The organism is Rhodococcus sp. WB1 (genome assembly GCF_001700945.1).
GTDB lineage: Bacteria > Actinomycetota > Actinomycetes > Mycobacteriales > Mycobacteriaceae > Rhodococcus > Rhodococcus aetherivorans.
Genome location: NZ_CP015529.1, coordinates 1,894,007 through 1,912,631, shown reverse-complemented (window position 1 = coordinate 1,912,631; position 18,625 = coordinate 1,894,007). Strand labels below are relative to the sequence as shown.

The window sequence follows — 18,625 nt, the reverse complement described above, 5'->3', positions numbered from 1 at the left end:
CCAAGTCGCGGCGGGTCCGGTCCCGCGGCCGCACCTGCGCGGCCCCGCACGCCGCTAAGCTCGCCGACGTGGCTGGCACATGGAAGAAACTGGGCAGGCAACTGGGACGGCTCGCGGTCGAGCAGGGACCGCGATTGCTCGAGCAGGTGCAGCGCTCCGGCGCCCTCGACCGGGCCCGGACCGCGCTCGGCTCCGGTGCCGCCGACACCGCCCGGCCGGTCCCGAAGCCCGGCCGCCCGGTGACCTCCCACACCGCTCCCACCGCGCAGCGCGCCCGGCGGATCGCCTACGCCCCCGACCTCGACGGCCGCGCGGACCCCGGCGAGATCGTGTGGACGTGGGTGGCCTACGAGGAGGACGCGACCCAGGGCAAGGACCGGCCCGTGCTCGTCGTCGGACGCAACGGTGGCACCCTGCTCGGCCTGATGCTGTCGTCGAACAACGACCGGGACGGTCACCGCGACTGGCTGGCCCTGGGCAACGGCAGCTGGGACGCGGGCAGCCGGCCCAGCTGGGTCCGTCTGGACCGCGTGCTGGACGTGCCCGAGGAAGGCATCCGGCGCGAAGGCGCGGTGCTCGACCGGGCCCGGTTCGAGCAGGTCGCCGCGCGCCTTCGCGCCGAGTACGGCTGGCAGTAGCCGGCCCTCGCCTTACCGCCGGCGGGCGCCCGCCACCCGCGCCGTGGACGGCCGCAATCCGGCGAACCGCCCGAACAGCGACCGGTAGACCAGCGCCCCGAGGGCGCCGCCGATCAGCGGGAACAGGATGAACAGCCAGAGCTGTCCGAGCGCGCCGTCCTGGTACGGCGCGACCGCGATGCTCCGCGCCGGATTGACCGAGGTGTTGTCGATCGGGATCGAGACCAGGTGGATCACCGCCAGGGTGAATCCGATCGACACCCCGGCCAGCAGGACGTCCGAGGCCTGGTCCGTCGCGGCGAGCACCACGAACACCAGCAGCGCGGTCAGCAGCACCTCGACGACCATGGTCGCCCCGATCCCGTAACCCTCGACGAGCACACCGCCGAGCGGGCCCTCCACCGCCGACGGGCTGTGCGGGCCCCAGCCGTTGGCGCCGAGCCCCTGCGCGGCCCGGTCGTAGGTGGGCAGCGACTGCGCCACCGAGTAGATCGTCACGCCCGCGACGAGGCCGCCGAGGACCTGGGCCACGACGTAGAACACCGCCCGCTTGAGGGTGACCTGGCCGATCGCGAGCTGGCCGACCGTCACCGCCGGGTTCACATGGCATCCGGAGATCGGCCCGATGGCGTAGACGAGGAACAGCAGGGTCAGCCCGAACGCCAGCGCGACGCCGAGATTGCCGACCTTGTCCCCGGCGAACACCGCCGTGCCGACCGCGGAGAAGACCAGCACGAACGTGCCGATCGCCTCCGCGGCGTACTTCTTGGCGTCCGAGAATTCGTCCTTCTCCACGGCCTCGAGCGCGGTCTCGTGCTCGGTCTCGTGCTCGGCGGCCCCGGGTGCCCGGTCCGCCGCCCGGCCCTCGTGGCCCGTCTCGCGTTCGTTCGTCATGCGCCCACCTCGCGTCGTGCGGTCCCGCGGGACCGGATCCGATGTGTCGAACTTCGGCACTGGCGAGCACCGCGGGTCGAAGACGGGCTCACAGGCCGCACAGCACTACCGCAACAAGACACAGCGGACACTACGCAAGCCGGGTGACCTCCACAACAACGTCGAGTGCCGTCGAACCGCCGCCGGAGTAGATGCCCTTCAGCGGCGGCACGTCCGCGTAGTCCCGGCCGGTACCGACGGACACGTGCTGTTCACCGACGACCGTGGCGTTGGTCGGGTCGTAACCCCACCACGAACCGGTCCAGGCCTCGACCCACGCGTGCGACTCCCCCGCGACGGTCGCCCCGACGGGGGCAGCGGCCGTCGGATGCAGGTATCCCGACACGTACCGGCTGGGAATTCCCATGCCGCGCAGCAGGAGCAGCGTCAGGTGCGCATAGTCCTGGCAGACCCCCTCGCGTTCCTCGAAGGCCTGCACGGCCGAGGTGTGCACCCCCGTCGTGCCGGGGACGTAGGACATCTCGTCGTGCACCCACTGCGCCGCGGCCAGCACCGCGGCCACCGGATCGGCACCCTTGGCGATCTGCCGGGCGACCCTGGCGAGACCGCGATCGGCCGGCACGTACCGCGACGGCAGCAGCACCTCGTCGTAGCGGTCCCGGTTCTCCTCGCTGCGCAGTTCGTCCCATCCGATCGCCTCGTCGGGCACCGCGGTCTCCTCGGTCTCCACCACCGACAGTCCGGTCACCTCCAGCGAGGTGTGCGGCGCGTGCAGGTCGAACGCGGTCACCGCCGTGCCCCAGTAGTCGACGTACCGGTACGACCGTGTCGCCGGGGTGGTCTCGACCCGGTTCAGCACGACGGTCTGCCGGCTGTCCGCGCGGGGCGTGAGCCGTACCTCGTTGTACGACGAGGTGACCGGCGCGTCGTACGCGTACCCCGTCTTGTGGACCACTCGCATCCGCCAGGTCACAACTCACCCTCCACGATCGTCTCCCCCTGTGCCGCGCCGGCATCGGTCCAGGCCACCCACGGCGCTGCGTGGAAGTACTGCAGCGCGATCGCCTCGCCGACCTGCCGGCACATCTCCTGCAGCGACTGCAGGCGCGTCTGCAGATCCTCGAGCAGCCGTCCGGGGGCGAGGAACTCGAGTTCGCTGCGGGCACGGCCGAGCAGACGTTGCGCCTCGTCCCGGGCACCGATCCGGCTGTGCGGATGCCGGTCGAGCGCACCGAGGCACCGCTCGGCCTCGCTGATGGCGAAGAACACCGACCGCGGGAACAGCCGGTCCAGCAGCATGAATTCGAGCACCAGGCTCGCGTCGAGGGCACCGCGGTAGGTGCGCAGGTAGGTGTCGTGACCACCGACCGACCGCAGGACCGTCGCCCACGTCGGCGAGCCCGGGCGGTCGCCCGCCCGGGAGAGCAGCAGCCGTACCACCATGTCGACGCGTTCGATGGACCGGCCCAGCAGCAGGAAGCGATAGCCGTCGTCGCGGCTGAGCGTCGAGTCCGCCAGGCCCGCGAACATCGCCGCACGCTCCTCGACGTACCGGAAGAACTCGTGCGGTCCGAGCCGCTGGGCGGCCCGCTTGCGCTCGGCGAGACCGTTGTAGGTGGCGTTCAGGCACTCCCACATCTCGCTGGAGGTGACCTCGCGGGCGCCGCGGGCGTTCTCGCGCGCGTGCGCGACGGAATCGACGATCGACCCCTGCCCCTGCCGGTCGAACGCGATCAGGTCGACCACGGTGGACACGTCCAGCACGCCCGGCGGCTCGGCGAATCCGAGTACCCGCAGCAGCTGCCGGCAGGTGCGGTCGGGGTCGACCGTGGAGTCCTCGAGCAGCTGGTGCACCGCGACGTCCATGATGCGGGCGGTGTCGTCGGCGCGTTCGACGTAGCGGCCGATCCAGAACAGGGACTCGGCATTGCGGGCCAGCATCAGCGCCCACCCCCGAGCCCGCTCTGCTGCTGCTGTTGTTGCTGTTGCTGTTGTGGGCCGCCGATGTCGGGTCCGTGCTCGACCTGCGCGCCGTGCGCCGGCCGGTCGACCACCTGGGCGCCGCCGAGTTCTCGTTCCTCCCCGGAACTGCGCGCGGCGAGCACCCACGTGTCCTTGCTGCCGCCGCCCTGGCTCGAGTTCACCACGAGCGACCCTTCGGGCAGCGCGACGCGCGTGAGACCGCCGGGCAGCACCCACACCTCCTCCCCGTCGTTGACGGCGAAGGGCCGCAGGTCCACGTGACGCGGCGCGAGCCGGTCCCCCACCCGGGTGGGAACGGTGGACAACTGCACGACGGGCTGGGCGATCCAGCTGCGCGGGTCGTTGCGGATCTTGCGGGTCATGGTCTTCAGCTCGGCGGGCGAGGCGTCGGGACCGAACACGATGCCGTACCCGCCGGAGCCTTCCACCGGCTTGATCACGAGTTCGTCGAGACGGTCGAGCACCTCCTCGCATTCCTCGTCCAGCCAGCAGCGCAGCGTGTCGACGTTGGGCAACAGCGGCTTCTCGCCGAGGTAGTAGTCGATGATCTCGGGGACGTAGGTGTAGACGAGCTTGTCGTCGCCGACACCGTTGCCGACGGCGCTCGAGATCACGACGTTGCCGGCGCGGGCGGCGTTGAGGATGCCGGCGACGCCGAGCACGGAGTCGGGACGGAACTGCATCGGATCGAGGAAGGCGTCGTCGATCCGGCGGTAGATCACGTCGACCTGCCGTTCGCCTTCGGTGGTGCGCATGTAGACCGCGTTGTCACGACAGAACAGGTCCCGGCCCTCGACGAGTTCGACACCCATCTGCCGGGCCAGCAGGGAGTGCTCGAAATACGCGGAGTTGGCCACGCCGGGGGTCAGCACCACCACGGTCGGGTCGGCGGCGTTGAGCGCGGCGGCCGCCCGCAGCGCCCGCAGCAGGTGCGAGGCGTAGTCGCCGACGGGACGCACCCGGTGCTCGCGGAACAGGTCCGGGGCGATCCGGGCCATCACCCGCCGGTTCTCCATGACGTACGACACCCCGGACGGCGAGCGCAGATTGTCCTCGAGGACCCGGAACGTGCCGTTCTCGTCGCGGATCAGGTCGATGCCCGCGACGTGGATCCGGACGCCGTTGGGCGGGACGATGCCGACGGCCTCGCGGTGGAAGTGCTCGCACGAGGTCACCAGCCGCTTGGGGATGACGCGGTCGCGGAGGATGTGCTGCTCGCGGTAGACGTCGTCGAGGAACATCTCGAGCGCCTTCACCCGCTGGGTGATGCCCCGTTCGAGGCGGGCCCACTCCGCCGCCGCGATGACCCGGGGCATCAGGTCGAGCGGGAAGGGCCGCTCCTGTCCGGACAGGGAGAAGGTGACGCCCTGGTCGGTGAAGGCGCGGCCGAGGGCCTCGGTGCGCGCCGCGAGCTCGTCGGCGCCGGTGGAGACGAACCGTTGGTGCAGCCGCCGGTAGGGGGCTCGCACCCCACCGGCCTCGTCGAACATCTCGTCGAACGCGAGCGTGTAGCCGGGCACGTCGCGATAGCCGTCGAACACCCCGTCGGAACGCCTGCGCGAGCGGGAGCGGTCGGGGGGTCGGGCGACGGTCGTTCGGCTGCTCATGCCCGAAATCCTGCTACAGGATGCCGGGCTGTGCAGTGCCGGAAACCCGCTTGTCACCTGCCCGTCACCACCGGCGGTTCCGGCGCCCGGTTTGGGGTTTGCGACAGGCCGCTGGTATCGTGGTCCGTCGGTGCCGTAGTGCGCCCAGAGCTTTCCGACCAACTACCAGCAAGACGACAGGATTTTACGCGTGGCCAACATCAAGTCCCAGGTGAAGCGGATCCGCACCAACGAGCGCAACCGACTCCGCAACCAGTCGGTCAAGTCCTCGCTGCGCACGGCGATCCGTTCCTTCCGCGAGGCCGCGGCCGCCGGTGACAAGGACAAGGCCACCGAGCTCCTCGTCTCCACCAGCCGCAAGCTCGACAAGGCTGCCAGCAAGGGCGTGATCCACGCCAACCAGGCCGCCAACAAGAAGTCCGCCCTGGCCAAGGTCGCCAACGGACTCTGAGGTAGAACGCAAGCTCTGCTCCGGAAGCCGCCCCGTCCCTCGGACCGGGCGGCTTCCGTCGTCTAGTGGGTCCGGCCGGCCAGCCCCGCGACGCGGCGCACGGCGCGCTCCACCGCGTAGTCGGCGTCCGCGGCCGCGCCCTTGACGTCGGCATTGAGGTCGGCCACGACCTGCAGCGCCGCCCCGATCGATCCCGGGTCCCACGCGCGTGCCTGGGCCTGAGCCTTCTTCACCTTCCACGGGGGCATCCCGAGCTCGGATGCCATCTTGAACGGGTCCCCGCGCCCGGCCGAGCCGACCCGCGCGATCGTGTGGACAGCATCCGCGAGGGCGTCGGCGAGCAGGACGTGCGCGACGCCCCGATGCGTCGCCCACCGCAACGATTCCAGCGCCCCCGGCTCGTCGCCCGCCACGGCCTTCTCGGCCACCTCGAACCCGGTGACCTCGGCCTTGCCGGAGTAGTAGCGCTGCACGGCTGCGGCGTCGATCTTGCCGCCCGTGTCGGCGACCAGCTGGCTGCACGCCGCTGCCAGCTCCCGCAGGTCGGAGCCCACGGCGTCGATGACCGCCTGTACGACCTCCGGCGCGACCCGCACACCCGCCGCGCGAAACTCCGCACGCACGAAGTCCACCCGCTCGGCCGCCTTGGTGATCCTGGCGCACTCGTGGGTCTCGGCGCCGCACTTCTGCAGGGCGCCCACCATGGCCTTCGCGCGGCCGCCGCCACTGTGCAGGACGACCAGGGAGACCCCCTCGGGCGGTTCGGTCGCCGCATCGAGGATCAGCGCGACGGCGTCCTTGCCGGCCTCCGCGGCGGATTCGAGGACGACCACCCGGTCCTCGGCGAACAGCGACGGGCTCAGCAGCTCGGCGAGTTCGGCCGCGCCGGCGTCCCCGGCGCGCAGCCGCGAGACGGGCAGCTCGGACCCCGCACCCGTCCGCGCCCGGACGTCACCGACGATCCGCGCGACGGCGCGTTCGACGAGGAGGTCTTCGTCACCGAGCACGAGATGCAGCTGCGGGTTGCTCACGGATCGATCGTGCCACGACGGCCGGACATCACCGCCGGTGCCCCGGGCCGGCGTCCACGCCACAGTCGCGGCAGGCACCGGGCGGCGACGAGCCCGCCCCCGACGGCGACTGCTCCGCCCACGCCTCCGGGCACGGGCACCTCGGCCAGGGGCAGGTCGGCCGCGCGGTCCGCCACCTCGAGGATCCACCACAGCATGGGTGCGGTGCCGCGGGCGAGCAGCTCCGCCGCCGTCGGCGACGCCGTGGAGACCACCGCGACGGTGGTACCGAGCACGGTCAACGGCGGAAGTACCGGCGCGACGAGGATGTTGGCCGCGACCGCCACGACGCTGACGGTGCCGGACAGTGCGGCGACGATCGGGGCGGTCACGACGAACGCGGCCGCCGAGACGGCGCACACCTCCGCCGCCGAGCGGGGCCAGCCGCGGGCCCGCAGCCGGGTCACCCAGGCGGGCGCCACCAGCACCAGCCCGGCGGTGGCCGCGACCGACAGGGCGAACCCGACGTCCGTCGCGAGTTCCGGTGCGGCGACGAGCAGGGCGCCGACCGCGCCCGCGAGGGCCGGCAGGCCGTGCCGGCGCCGGCCCGTCACCAGAGCGAGCAACCCGATCGCTCCCATCGCGGCGGCGCGCAGCACACTCGGCGACGGGCGCACGACGACGACGAACGCCACCAGCGCGACCGCCGCGAGCGCCGTGCCGGTGCGGGGGCCGAGGCCGAGGCCCCGCACGGCGAGGAGCACCGCGCCGAGGACGATGCTGACGTTGGCCCCGGACACCGCGGTCAGGTGGGTCAGTCCCGCCACCCGGAAGCTCTCCCGGACGTCGTCGGACAGCCGTGAGGTGTCGCCGACGACGAGGCCCGGCAGGAGCCCGGCCGCAGCAGGCGGGAGCACCGCTCCGGACGCCGAGGCGAGCCGCTCGCGGATCCGTCCCGCCCACTGCTGCACCCGCGAGGGGGCCTGCACCGATCGGGGCGGGCCGTCGACACGGACCACGGCCACCGTCAGATCCGCGCCGTCCGGTTCGGCGAGCCGTCCGCGCAGGGTGATCCGCTGGCCCGGCAGCAGCTCCGCCCACTCGTCGACAGGGGCGAACACCACGACGGCGCCGCCGCCCGAGTACCGGTCGGGTCCCAGCTCGGCGCGGTGCAACGTTGCCGGCACCAGCACCTGGTCCCCGCCGAACGCACTGTCTCCCAGTCTTTTCGGGTCCTCCGTCGGTTCGACCACCAGGGTGGCCCAGCCGGCGCGTGCGGCCGCGGCGGCGAGTGGATGCGTCTCGGCCGCCCACACCCGCAGTGCGACCGCCGCCGAGAATCCGGCAGCGACGACGAGAGCGGCGAGCAGCGGCCGGGCCGCGGCACGAAGCCGTCGTCGCCGTGCCACGACGACCGTGGCCACCGCGCACACGGCGGCCGTCGCCGCGATCCCGAACGAGACCCGCCAGCCGGCGTGCAACCCGAGCGCGGTTGCGGCCCACGCCGCGACCGCGCCCGGCACCAGTCGCGCGTCGTCGCGGTCGGGCGCGGTCACACCACGACCAGCGTCCGCAGGCGTGCCAGCCGAGCGGGACCGATCCCGTCGACCTCGGCGAGCTGTTCGATGTCGGTGAACGGCCCGTTGTCCCGGCGCCACGCGACGATCGCGGCCGCGGTGACGGGACCGACGCCGGGCAGCGCATCGAGCGTCGCCTCGTCGGCGGTGTTGAGGTTCACCGGCCCCGCCCCGGGGGCGGCGCCGGGCTCCCCGACCCCACCCTCGCCGCCGGAGCCGGACACCCCGCTCGCCGGCGGAACCGGCGGCGACGCACCCACCACGACCTGGTCTCCGTCCGCGAGCCGCTGCGCCAGATTCAGGGTGGCCAGGTCCGCACCGTCGAGGGTGCCGCCCGCGGCGGCGAGGGCGTCGGCGACCCGCGCGCCGGGCGCGACCCGCACCAGGCCGGGCTTGCCCACCAGGCCCACCACGCTGACCACCACCTCGTCCGGCGCCGTGTCCTGCCGGGACGCAACGGGGTCGGCCGCCGGTGCCGCAACCTCCACCGCCGGCAGCGGCGGTACCGGCTCCGCGACGGGACGATCGCCCCAGACCACGACGAGTGTGGCCAGCACCGCCACGACACCGACCGCGGCGAGGGCCCCGGCCCCACCCCGGCCGGTCTGCCAGCGCGCCGCGCGCAACCGCTCGAGCGGACCCGGCGGCTCGACGGTGCCGGCCGGGTCGTACCACGGGTGCGGGTCGTCGTCCGCCTGGTGCGGGATCGTCGGCGCCGCCGATGCCCGATCGCCGGCGGACCGGGCGATCGCGTCGAGCCGGCTGCGCACGAGATCGTGCTCGTCGCTGCTGCCCATGGCGCGACGCTAACCGGATCCGGCCGCCGTCCACGTGGCCGCCGAAGCGATCCGGCGAATCTGTGGATGAATCGTGTGCCTGTGGACAACCCCTACGCGCGGGAGACGACCACCCCGACGGCGCCGGGACCGACGTGTGCGCCGAGAACCGCGTCGAGTTCGGACACCGACAGCGCGGTGCCGGCGGGCAGCCGCTCGGCGAGCTGTGCGACGAGCTGTTCGGCGCGTTCGGGGGCCTCGCGGTGGTGGACGGCCACCGCGGTCACCGGGTCCGCGGTGTCGACGACGCCGTCGACCAGCTTCGCCATCGCCTTGGTCATGGTGCGGGTCTTCTCCCGCAGCACCAGCCGGCCGTCGACGAGGTGGAGCACCGGCTTCATCGCCAGAGCGGTGCCCAGCAGGGCCGTGGCGGTGCCGATGCGGCCGCCACGGCGCAGATGGTCGAGCCGGTCGACCACCAGCAGGGTCCGGCTGCGGGCGGCGACCTCCACAGCCCGTTCGTAGACGGCCCGCACGCTCGCACCGGACCGGGCCAGCTCCGCCCCCGCCAGGGCAGCGAATCCCAAACCCATTGCGGTGGTTCGACTGTCGACCAGCTGTACCCGGTCACCGAGGGCGTCGGCAGCGTAGCGGGCGGCCGACCAGGTACCCGACAGCTCACGGGACAGGTGCACGGCGACCACGCCGTCGCCACCGCTGTCCGACAGCGCCTCGGCGTACGCCTCCGTCAGTTCGGCCGGGGAGGGACCGGAGGTGGTGACGCCGGACAGGTCGGCGGGCAGATCGTCCACGCCCTCGCGCAATTCGACACCGTCGACGATCACGTGCAGCGGCACGACACGGATGTCGTACCGCTCCACCATTTCCGGGTCGAGACAGCACGACGAGTCGGTCACCACTACTACAGACACGCCGCCTACCGTATGTCCTCCGCGGCGGCGCGCGCATCCCGGCGCACCATCCGTACCGCCTCGAGAACCGCGGCGGCCACCTCGCTGTGCCCGCCCCAGCCCCAGTGGATGCCGTCCGGGTTCGCCGCGCCGGAGTGGATGTCCGCGTGCACGGCCTCACCGAGATCGACCAGGGGAACCGACTTTTCGGACGCCCAGCGGTTGATCGCCCGGGCCGCGGCGGGACGGCCGCGGTGCACGGCGCGGTACTGCTCGCTGCGATGCACCGACGGCAGCGTGCCGATCACGGGCAGGTCCGGCCGCATGTACCCCAGCGACGCGCGGATGGTTTCGAGGTAGTCCACGCTGACCCGGGGCGGCAGGGCCACCGGCCAGCCGAGGGGCGAGAGCCGGGGCTGCAGCCATCCGTAGGTCTCCCGCACGACGCGGCGCAGGCGCGGCGGCCGCACGTAGCGCAGGGTCTCCCGCAGCGCCGTCGGCAGAGGGGACGGCAGGGTGTCCATGCCGCCCACGGCCAGCACGACGGCACCGGCCCGCGGGATCGTCGCCCACACGCGTGGATCCTGCGTCATCGCCCACCACGCGTCGCGTGTCGTCCACCCGATCCGCGCGACGAGTTCGACGTCCCAGTCGAGTTCCCGCGCCACGATGTTCGGCCAGATCCGCGGATGGTCCGCCGGCAGTCCGCCCTTCGGGCCGTAGTAGCTGAGCGAGTCACCGATCACGAGCAGCGTCGGCCGCTGCGGCCCGGCCACCGGCCGTGGGTCAGAGGACGTCATCGGCCGCCACCGTAGCCGTCGCGTTCCACACGTCGAGCCGCCACGCGGGCTGGTCCCCGTATCCGCTGAGCTGGACCCAGCCGGTGTTGCCGAGTCCGCCGAGGACCGGCCACCGGTCGACCGGGAGATCGAGCAGTGCGGCGGTCAGTGCCGCGATCAGTCCGCCGTGCGCGACGACGATGATCGGCCGCTGCACCCACTGCTCGTGTTTGTCGAGCAGTTCCTGGATCACCGGGGCGCTGCGCCGGGCCACGTCGACCCGGCTCTCCCCCTCGGGAGGCGCCCAGGTGGCGTCGGCCCGCCACGCTGCCCGCGCCCCCGGGGACACCGAGTCCACGTCGTGGTGGGTCAGGCCCTGCCACCGGCCGAGGTGGGTCTCGCGCAGCCGCGGATCGATCGCCACCGGCAGGCCGGCCTGGTCACCGAGTTCGACGGCGGTGTCGTAGGCGCGCCGCAGATCGGAGGAGACGATCGCCACGGGCCGGTGCTCGACGAGGATCCGGGCGGCGGCCACGGCCTGACGCCGCCCCAGCTCGGACAGCTCGGTATCGAGCTGCCCCTGCATCCGGCTGGTGGCGTTGTACTCGGTCTGCCCGTGACGCACCAGGATCAGGCGCCGGACCGGTACCCGATGGGTCACCGGTCGCCCGGCGTGTCGTCCGCGGTGGGCGTGGCGTCGTCGGCCGCGGGCGACCCCGCGCCGGTGTCGTCGGCCGCGGGCAACCCCGCGCCGGTGTCGTCGGCCGGCGCGGGAGCGCCGATGCCGTCGACGGTGATCACCGGGCAGTCCTTCCACAGCCGGTCGAGGGCGTAGAAGTTGCGTTCGTCGTCGTGCTGGATGTGTACCACCACGTCGACGTAGTCCAGCAGCGTCCAGCGACCCTCGCGGGTGCCCTCGCGCCGCACGGGCTTGTGGCCTGCCAGCCGCAGCTTCTCCTCGACGTTGTCGACGATGGCGTTGACCTGACGCTCGTTGGCCGCGGAGGCGATCACGAAGCAGTCGGTGATGACCAGTTGCTCGGACACGTCCAGCACCACGACATCGGTGGCCAGTTTCTCGTCGGCCGCGCGGGCCGCGATGCGTGCCATCTCGATGGCTTCTGCAGTTGCCGTCACTGCGTGGTCTTCCTCTCGGGGTGGGGGTGGGACTCGGGGTGGGGGTGGGACTCGGCGTGGGGATATGACACGGTCGCCGCCCCGTCGAGGCGCCGCGAGTTCGCGGGCCGGTACAGGTTGCGCTTGGTGATGTACTGCACCACCCCGTCCGGCACCAGGTACCAGATGGGCCTGTGGTCACGCACCCGCGTCCGGCAGTCGGTCGAGGAGATCGCCAGTGCGGGGATCTCGACGAGACCGACGGTGTCGGCGGGCAGCTTCTCGAGGTGTTCGGCGAGATGCTCGACGTGCAGGTCGTAGCCCGGACGCGACACTCCCACGAACCGGGCCAGCTCGAACAATTCGGTCCAGTTCTGCCACGACAGGATCGAGGCGATCGCGTCGGCGCCGGTGATGAAGTACAGCTGGGCGTCGGGCATCAGCGAACGCAGGTCGCGCAGCGTGTCGACAGTGTAGGTGGCCTTGTCCCGCTCGATGTCGACCCGGCTGACGGAGAACCGCGGATTCGAGGCGGTCGCGATGACCGTCATCAGATAGCGGTCCTCGGCCGTGCTGACCTCGCTCCCCGACTTCTGCCACGGCTGTCCGGTGGGCACGAACACGACCTCGTCGAGGTCGTACCGGTCGGCCACCTCGCTGGCTGCGACGAGGTGCCCGTGGTGGATGGGGTCGAAGGTGCCGCCCATGACACCGACGCGACGTCGTGTGTCACCGACGCCGTGTCGTGTGTCACCGTCGCGACGTCGCGGCGCCGGATTCGGGGCGGATGGCTCATGCACGATTGTCCAGCTTACGGGTTCACACCGGCAGCAGGCCCGCCACCACCTGCGCGAGCTGCTGCGCGGACCGGCACTCGTGCATCGTGATCACCTCGCCGTACGCCTTCGCCGCCGAATCTCCGGTTCCCCATTGGCCGCGGGGTTCCGGGTTGAGCCAGTGGGCGTGCCGGGCGACGGCCACCAGGTGCTCGAGGGCGCCGAGGTTGGGATCGCGGTAGTTGGTCCGCGCGTCGCCGAGCACGAGCAGGGAGCTGCGGCTGGTGAGGCTGTGCGCGTACCGCTCGGTGAACACGCCCAGCGCGTGACCGTAGTCGGAGTGGCCGTCGTAGGCGATCAGCTCGGCCTCGCGCAGCATCCGCGACATGGCGGCCCCGAGGTCGGCGCCGGCGGAGAAGTGGTGGGTGACCTCGTCGGTGCTGTCGATGAACGCGAACACCCGGACGCGGGAGAACTGCTCGCGCAGGGCATGCACGAGCAGCAGGGTGAAGTGGGAGAAGCCGGCGACCGACCCGGAGACGTCGCAGAGCACCACCAGCTCCGGACGGGCCGGGCGCGGCTTGCGGTTGACCAGGTCGATGGGCACCCCGCCGGTGGACATCGACTTGCGCAGCGTCCGGCGCAGGTCGATCGCTCCCGCACGGGCCCGCCGCCGGCGCGCGGCGAGCCGGCTCGCCAGCAGCCGCGCCAGCGGGGTGACGCTGCGGCGCAGCGCGGTGAGCTCGGCGTCGGTGGCACGCAGGAAGTCGACCTCCTCGGCGAGCTTGGGCACCCCGTAGGTGGCGACGCGGTCGCGTCCGACCTGTTCGGCGGTGCGGCGACGCGTCTCGCGCTCGACCATGGCCCGGAAATCCGCCACTCGGCGCGCCGCCGTGCGGCGCGCCACCTCGGTGGCGTACTCGGTGTCCTGAGCCCGCTCCTCCGGGCCGGCGTTGCCGAGCAGGCCCTCGAGGATCTTCGAGACCAGCGTTTCGGGCGACACCTGGCGCAGCGCCTGGTACGCCGAGAACGACGGTCCGTTGCCCGAGGTGTACTGCCCCAGCTCCTCGACGATCTGCGCGGTCAGCAGCTCGACGAGCTCGACCGCGTCGGCGGAGTCGTCGGCGAGTATCTCGGCGATCAGATCCCGCAGCGCCTCGAAGTCGATCTCGCCGTCCGGGGTGCGCGGCAGCGCCGGATCGATCCCGCCGGCCTCGCGGCGGCCGACCGCTGCCGGGAACCACAGGTCGAACAGGGCATCGAAGGTCGGGCGGTGGGTGGGCCGGCGCAGCAGCGCGCACGCCAGCCCCTCGCGGAGGGCGTCCCGGTCGAGCAGGTCGAGCACCGACATGACCCGGCCGGCATCGACGGTCTCGGACGGTCCTACGGGAATGCCGCGGCGGCGCAGTGCCTCGACGAACCCGACCAGGTGGCCGGGCAGGCCGTGCGGCGCCGCCGGCCCCTGGTCCCGCACCGGCGGGCGTGCCCCGGCCATGTCAGTTCAACCGCAGCTCGGCCGCGGCCCGCAGCTGATCGGACTGGTGTTTGAGGATCACCCCGAGCGTGGCCCGCACGGCGGCGTCGTCGAGGGTGTCGAGGCCCAGGGCGAGCAGCGTGCGGCCCCAGTCGATCGTCTCCGCCACCGACGGCAGCTTCTTGAGCTGCATGCCGCGCAGCACCCGGACCGTGCGCACGAGCTGCTCGGCGACCGTCTCGGGCAGCTCCGGTACCCGGCTCGCCAGGATGCGGCGCTCGAGGTCGGCGTCGGGGAAGTCGAGGTGCAGGAACAGGCAGCGTCGCTTGAGTGCCTCGGACAGCTCCCGCGTCGCGTTCGAGGTGAGCACCGTGAAGGGCTTGCGGGTGGCGCTGATGGTGCCGAGCTCGGGCACGGTCACCGCGAAATCGCTGAGCACCTCGAGCAGCAGACCCTCGATCTCCACGTCCGCCTTGTCGACCTCGTCGACCAGGAGCACCGTCGGATCCTCCCGGCGGATGGCGGTCAGCAGCGGGCGCGGCAGGAGGAACTCCTCGGAGAACACGTCCTGCTTCGTCGCGTCCCAGGAATGGTCGGTGCCGGCCTGGATCCGCAGGATCTGCTTGGCGTGGTTCCACTCGTACAGCGCCCGCGACTCGTCGACACCCTCGTAGCACTGCAGCCGCACCAGCTCGGCGCCGGAGGTCTGCGCCACCGCCCGGGCGAGCTCGGTCTTGCCCACCCCGGCGGGGCCCTCGATGAGCAGCGGCTTGCCGAGGCGGTCGGCGAGGAACACCGCGGTGGCCGTGGCCTTGTCGGCGAGGTATCCGGTCTCGGCGAGGCGGTCGATCACCTCGTCGACGTCGGCGAAGATCGGCGGGGTGGTCGGCAGCGCACGGTCCACGCTGTGTCCTTTCGTCGGGGCCGGCCCTGTCGGGTCCGGGTCTCGTCCGGTCCGGTCTCGTCGAGCGCTGTCGCGAACCCTCAGGCCGGCCGGGTGTGGCCGTCGCCCCACACCACCCACTTGGTGGAGGTGAGTTCCGGCAGTCCCATCGGGCCGCGGGCATGCAGCTTCTGGGTGGAGATGCCGATCTCGGCACCGAACCCGAACTGCTCGCCGTCGGTGAACGCCGTCGAGGCGTTGACCATAACGGCTGCGGCGTCGACCCGCGCGGAGAACTCCCGGGCCGCCGCGAGGTCGGAGGTGACGATGGCCTCGGTGTGGCCGGTGCCGTACCGGTCGATGTGCGCGACGGCCGCGTCGAGGTCGTCGACGACGGCGAGCGCGATGTCGAGGCTCAGGTACTCCTCCGCCCAGTCGGCCTCGGTGGCCGGCTCGAGGCCGGGCAGGTCACCGTGCACGGTGACGCTGTGGTTCTGCAGCACCTGCAGCAGCCGGGGTACGGCGGTGTCGGCGACGGCCTTGTCCACCAGAATCGTCTCGGCGGTGTTGCACACGCTGGGCCGGCGGGTCTTGGCGTTGACGACGATCTTCTCGGCCATGTCCAGATCGGCCGACGCGTGCACGTACACGTGGCAGTTGCCCACGCCCGTCTCGATGGTGGGCACGGTGGCGTCGCGGACGACGGCGGAGATCAGGCCGGCACCGCCGCGCGGGATGACGACGTCGACGAGTCCGCGTGCCTGGATGAGGTGCGTGACCGAGGACCGGTCCGCGCTGGGCAGCAGTTGTACGGCGTCCTCCGGCAGCTCCTGCATCGCGAGGGCGCCGCGCAGGGCCTCGACGAGGGCGGCGTTGGAGTGGGCTGCCGACGACGACCCGCGCAGCAGGGCCGCGTTGCCGGACTTGAGGGCCAGGCCGAAGGCGTCGACGGTGACGTTGGGCCGGGCCTCGTACACCATCCCGACGACGCCGAGCGGCACCCGCATCTGCCGGATCTCGAGGCCGTTGGGCAGGGTCGAGCCACGGACCACCTCGCCGATCGGGTCGGGCAGCCCCGCGACCTGCCGCAGCCCCGCCGCGATGCCCTCGACGCGGGCCTGCGTCAGCCGGAGCCGGTCGAGCAGGGACTCCTCGGTGCCCGCCGCGCGGGCGGTCTCGATGTCCTCGGCGTTCGCGGCGAGCACCGCGTCGGACGCGGCGAGCACCGCGTCCGCGGCGGCGTGCAGGGCGGCGTCCTTCTGCGCGGTGGTGAGCAGGGCGAGCCGGCGGGAGGCGACGCGGGCGCGACGGGCCGCGGCGTGCACGGCCTCGCGGGTGTCCCCGGCGCCGGTCGCCCGGACGTCCCCGGAAACGGTTGCAGATGAGTCAGGGGTCACGGCAGTCATGGCCCCCAGACTAGTCCGCGCCCGGGCGGATCAGCGCAGCCCGGTCCTCCGCGCCAGGGCGGATCAGCGCAGCCCGGTCCCCCGCGCCAGGGCGGTGTCCACCAGCGTGGACAGCAGCGTGCGGTATTCGAGACCGCTGGCCTCCCACATGCGCGGGTACATCGAGATCGACGTGAACCCGGGCATGGTGTTGATCTCGTTGATCACGGGCCCGTCCTCCGTGACGAAGAAGTCGACGCGGGACAGGCCCTGGCAGTCGAGGGCGCGGAAGGCGCGGACCGCGAGCTCCCGGATCCGGTCGGAGACGTCGTCGTCGAGCTTGGCGGGCACGTCGAACTCGCACACGTCGTCGAGGTACTTGGTGTCGAAGTCGTAGAACGCCTCGTGATCGCCGGACGGGTCGGGCATCCGGATCTCGGCGACGACACTGGCGCGCACGTCGCCGTCGGGGAACTCGAGCACGCCGCACTCGACCTCGCGACCGACGATCGCGGATTCGACGATCACCTTCGGGTCGTGCCGGCGGGCCTTCTCGATCGCCGCGTCGAGCGCCGCCCAGTCGGCGACACGGCTGATCCCGATGGAGGAGCCGCCGCGGGCGGGCTTGACGAAGACCGGGAGGCCGAGACGCTGTTTCTGCTCCTCGGTGAGGGTCGCGGCGCCGGGGCGCAGCACGATCTGGAATCCGACGGGCAGGCCCTCGGCCGCGAGCAGCTTCTTGGTGAACTCCTTGTCCATCCCGGCGGCGCTGGCGAGCACGCCGGGTCCCACGTACGGAACGCCGGCGAGCTCGAGCAGCCCCTGGATCGTGCCGTCCTCGCCGTAGGCGCCGTGCAGCACCGGGAACACGACGTCGACGGAGGCGAGCACCTTGCCGAACTCGCCCTCGTCGAGGGCGACGATGTCACCGGCCCGAGTGGGGTCGGCGGTGAGCACCAGCGCCGTTCCCTCCGCGTCGACGGTCGGCAGCTCGCGGCCCGCCTTGGCGAGCCGTTCGGGATCCGTGTCGGCGAGCACCCAGGCGCCGTCGGTGGTGATGCCGATCGGGACGGCCTCGTAACGCTGCGGGTCGAGGTGGCGCAGGATGCTGCCCGCCGAAACGCAGGAGACGGAATGTTCGTTGCTGCGGCCGCCGAAGACGACGGCCACCCGGATACGGGGTGTGCTCACGGCACAAACCGTACCGGTGCCGCCGCCCCGGTAGATACCCGAGTCCTGCTCAGCACCGGGAGAGCGCGCGGTCGAGATCGTCGAGCAGGTCGGCGGTGTCCTCGATCCCGCAGGACAATCGCACGAAGCCGGCCGGTACGGGATCGCCCCAGCGGGCGCGCCGGTCGGCGGTGGTGTGGATGCCCCCGAAACTGGTCGCGGCGGTGACGAGCTCGCTCGCCGCGACGAACCGGTGGAACTGCTGTTCGCCGTCGAGCCGGAACGTCACCAGCGGCCCGAACCGGCGCATCTGTGCCGCGGCGACGGGGTGGGCGGGATCGTCGCCCAGACCGGGGTAGCGGACGCCGCGCACGGCGGGATGCTCGCGCAGCATCGACGCCGCGGCGAGCGCGTTGGCGCACTGCCGGTCGAAGCGCAGCCCGGCGGTGCCCAGGCTGCGGTGCGCCAGCCACGTCTCGAACGGGCCGAGGACGGTCCCGGAGAGCAGGCGCTCCCGGTCGAGGGCCGGCACGAGTGCATCGTCGGCGACAGCGAGGTACCCCATCAGCAGATCGCTGTGCCCGCTGAGCGATTTCGTGCCGCTGGCGACGACGATGTCCGCGCCCAGCGCGAGCGGCTGCTGCCCCAGCGGGGTGGCGGTGGTGTTGTCCACCAGCAGCAGGGCGCCGGCCGACCGGCACAGCGCCGCGGTGGCGCGCAGATCGACGACGTCCAGTCCCGGGTTCGACGGGGTCTCGGCCAGCACGAGCGCGCCCTCGTCGGCGCCGGCGAGGACAGCGCGGAGACTGCCGTCGCCGAACTGGGCGGCGGTGAGTTCGTGGACCGTGATCCCGAGGGGCTCGAGGCGTTCCCGCGCGTATTCGCGCACCTGGTAGTACCCGTCGGCGGGGACGACGACGGTGCCGCCGCCACGGGTCAGCGCCCGCAGCGCGACGGTGACCGCGGACATCCCGGACCCGACGACCCGGGCCGCGGCCGCGCCCTCGAGCGCGGCCAGCGCGGATTCGAGGGCACGCCAACCGGGATTCGAGGCGCGGGCGTAGGTGTCGGTCTCCGTGCCCTCCGCGCCGAGCTGGTAGGGGGCGGCGAGGACCGGCCCGGGCTGCAGCGGAGCCCCTGGAATATGTTCGGCAGCAACCGCTTTCACGCAGCGTGTGGAGTCACCCGGCACGGT

At 72.5% G+C, this 18,625-nt stretch carries 19 protein-coding genes; 2 read left to right on the top strand and 17 right to left on the bottom strand.

Annotated elements, in window-relative coordinates:
* Positions 1–68: 68 nt before the first annotated feature.
* Positions 69–638 carry a type II toxin-antitoxin system PemK/MazF family toxin gene (locus A4U64_RS08555; protein ID WP_065922449.1) on the top strand — a complete coding sequence of 190 codons (570 nt, stop codon included), beginning with the start codon at positions 69–71 and terminating at the stop codon, positions 636–638.
* 12 nt (positions 639–650) lie between these two features.
* Here the strand turns inward: A4U64_RS08555 and A4U64_RS08550 are convergent, their stop codons facing one another.
* The 4 genes from A4U64_RS08550 to A4U64_RS08535 all read right to left on the bottom strand — a co-directional run bounded on the left by A4U64_RS08550 (position 651) and on the right by A4U64_RS08535 (position 5,122).
* On the bottom strand, positions 651–1,532 hold the full coding sequence (locus A4U64_RS08550) for an aquaporin (protein WP_029544368.1): 882 nt from the start codon (positions 1,530–1,532) through the stop codon (positions 651–653).
* A gap of 130 nt (positions 1,533–1,662) precedes the next feature.
* On the bottom strand, positions 1,663–2,493 hold the full coding sequence (locus A4U64_RS08545; protein ID WP_029544370.1) for a transglutaminase family protein: 831 nt from the start codon (positions 2,491–2,493) through the stop codon (positions 1,663–1,665).
* An 8-nt stretch (positions 2,494–2,501) separates the two neighbouring features.
* The gene (locus A4U64_RS08540; RefSeq protein WP_006933787.1) at positions 2,502–3,473 is read right to left on the bottom strand and encodes an alpha-E domain-containing protein; all 972 of its coding nucleotides are present in this window, start codon (positions 3,471–3,473) and stop codon (positions 2,502–2,504) included.
* Entirely contained in the window at positions 3,473–5,122 is a 1,650-nt protein-coding gene (locus tag A4U64_RS08535) for a circularly permuted type 2 ATP-grasp protein (RefSeq protein ID WP_006933779.1), read from the bottom strand. The genes A4U64_RS08540 and A4U64_RS08535 overlap by 1 nt, the downstream gene beginning before the upstream one ends.
* 190 nt (positions 5,123–5,312) lie before the next feature.
* Here A4U64_RS08535 and rpsT point away from each other — a divergent pair, with 190 nt between their 5' ends.
* Entirely contained in the window at positions 5,313–5,573 is a 261-nt protein-coding gene (gene rpsT / locus A4U64_RS08530; protein ID WP_003937021.1) for a 30S ribosomal protein S20, read from the top strand.
* Between the two features lie 62 nt (positions 5,574–5,635).
* Here the strand turns inward: rpsT and holA are convergent, their stop codons facing one another.
* The 13 genes from holA to A4U64_RS08465 all read right to left on the bottom strand — a co-directional run bounded on the left by holA (position 5,636) and on the right by A4U64_RS08465 (position 18,622).
* A complete protein-coding gene (gene holA, locus A4U64_RS08525; protein WP_006933777.1) occupies positions 5,636–6,604 on the bottom strand; it encodes a DNA polymerase III subunit delta in 969 nt (322 codons plus the stop codon).
* Positions 6,601–8,139 (bottom strand): ComEC/Rec2 family competence protein, encoded by a 1,539-nt coding sequence (locus A4U64_RS08520; RefSeq protein ID WP_065922448.1) that lies wholly within the window; start codon positions 8,137–8,139, stop codon positions 6,601–6,603. The genes holA and A4U64_RS08520 overlap by 4 nt, the downstream gene beginning before the upstream one ends.
* Positions 8,136–8,957, bottom strand: coding sequence for a ComEA family DNA-binding protein (locus tag A4U64_RS08515; RefSeq protein WP_029544380.1), 822 nt, complete (start codon positions 8,955–8,957; stop codon positions 8,136–8,138). The genes A4U64_RS08520 and A4U64_RS08515 overlap by 4 nt, the downstream gene beginning before the upstream one ends.
* A gap of 92 nt (positions 8,958–9,049) precedes the next feature.
* The gene (locus tag A4U64_RS08510) at positions 9,050–9,868 is read right to left on the bottom strand and encodes a DegV family protein (RefSeq protein ID WP_029544382.1); all 819 of its coding nucleotides are present in this window, start codon (positions 9,866–9,868) and stop codon (positions 9,050–9,052) included.
* Positions 9,869–9,873: 5 nt separating this feature from the next.
* Positions 9,874–10,647 (bottom strand): diglucosylglycerate octanoyltransferase, encoded by a 774-nt coding sequence (gene octT, locus A4U64_RS08505; protein ID WP_065922447.1) that lies wholly within the window; start codon positions 10,645–10,647, stop codon positions 9,874–9,876.
* On the bottom strand, positions 10,634–11,287 hold the full coding sequence (locus tag A4U64_RS08500; RefSeq protein ID WP_006933762.1) for a histidine phosphatase family protein: 654 nt from the start codon (positions 11,285–11,287) through the stop codon (positions 10,634–10,636). Before A4U64_RS08500 ends, octT begins: the two co-directional genes overlap by 14 nt.
* On the bottom strand, positions 11,284–11,763 hold the full coding sequence (rsfS, locus tag A4U64_RS08495; RefSeq protein ID WP_065922446.1) for a ribosome silencing factor: 480 nt from the start codon (positions 11,761–11,763) through the stop codon (positions 11,284–11,286). Before rsfS ends, A4U64_RS08500 begins: the two co-directional genes overlap by 4 nt.
* Entirely contained in the window at positions 11,760–12,449 is a 690-nt protein-coding gene (gene nadD, locus A4U64_RS08490; RefSeq protein ID WP_029544386.1) for a nicotinate-nucleotide adenylyltransferase, read from the bottom strand. Before nadD ends, rsfS begins: the two co-directional genes overlap by 4 nt.
* A gap of 112 nt (positions 12,450–12,561) precedes the next feature.
* Entirely contained in the window at positions 12,562–14,013 is a 1,452-nt protein-coding gene (locus tag A4U64_RS08485; RefSeq protein ID WP_043796479.1) for a vWA domain-containing protein, read from the bottom strand.
* Between the two features lies 1 nt (position 14,014).
* Entirely contained in the window at positions 14,015–14,896 is an 882-nt protein-coding gene (locus A4U64_RS08480; RefSeq protein ID WP_006933754.1) for an AAA family ATPase, read from the bottom strand.
* Between the two features lie 80 nt (positions 14,897–14,976).
* Entirely contained in the window at positions 14,977–16,281 is a 1,305-nt protein-coding gene (locus A4U64_RS08475) for a glutamate-5-semialdehyde dehydrogenase (RefSeq protein WP_029544392.1), read from the bottom strand.
* Between the two features lie 63 nt (positions 16,282–16,344).
* Positions 16,345–17,451, bottom strand: a complete 1,107-nt coding sequence (locus tag A4U64_RS08470; RefSeq protein WP_006933750.1) for a D-alanine--D-alanine ligase family protein — start codon at positions 17,449–17,451, stop codon at positions 16,345–16,347.
* Between the two features lie 49 nt (positions 17,452–17,500).
* Positions 17,501–18,622 carry a cystathionine gamma-lyase gene (locus A4U64_RS08465; protein WP_065922445.1) on the bottom strand — a complete coding sequence of 374 codons (1,122 nt, stop codon included), beginning with the start codon at positions 18,620–18,622 and terminating at the stop codon, positions 17,501–17,503.
* Positions 18,623–18,625: the final 3 nt, after the last annotated feature.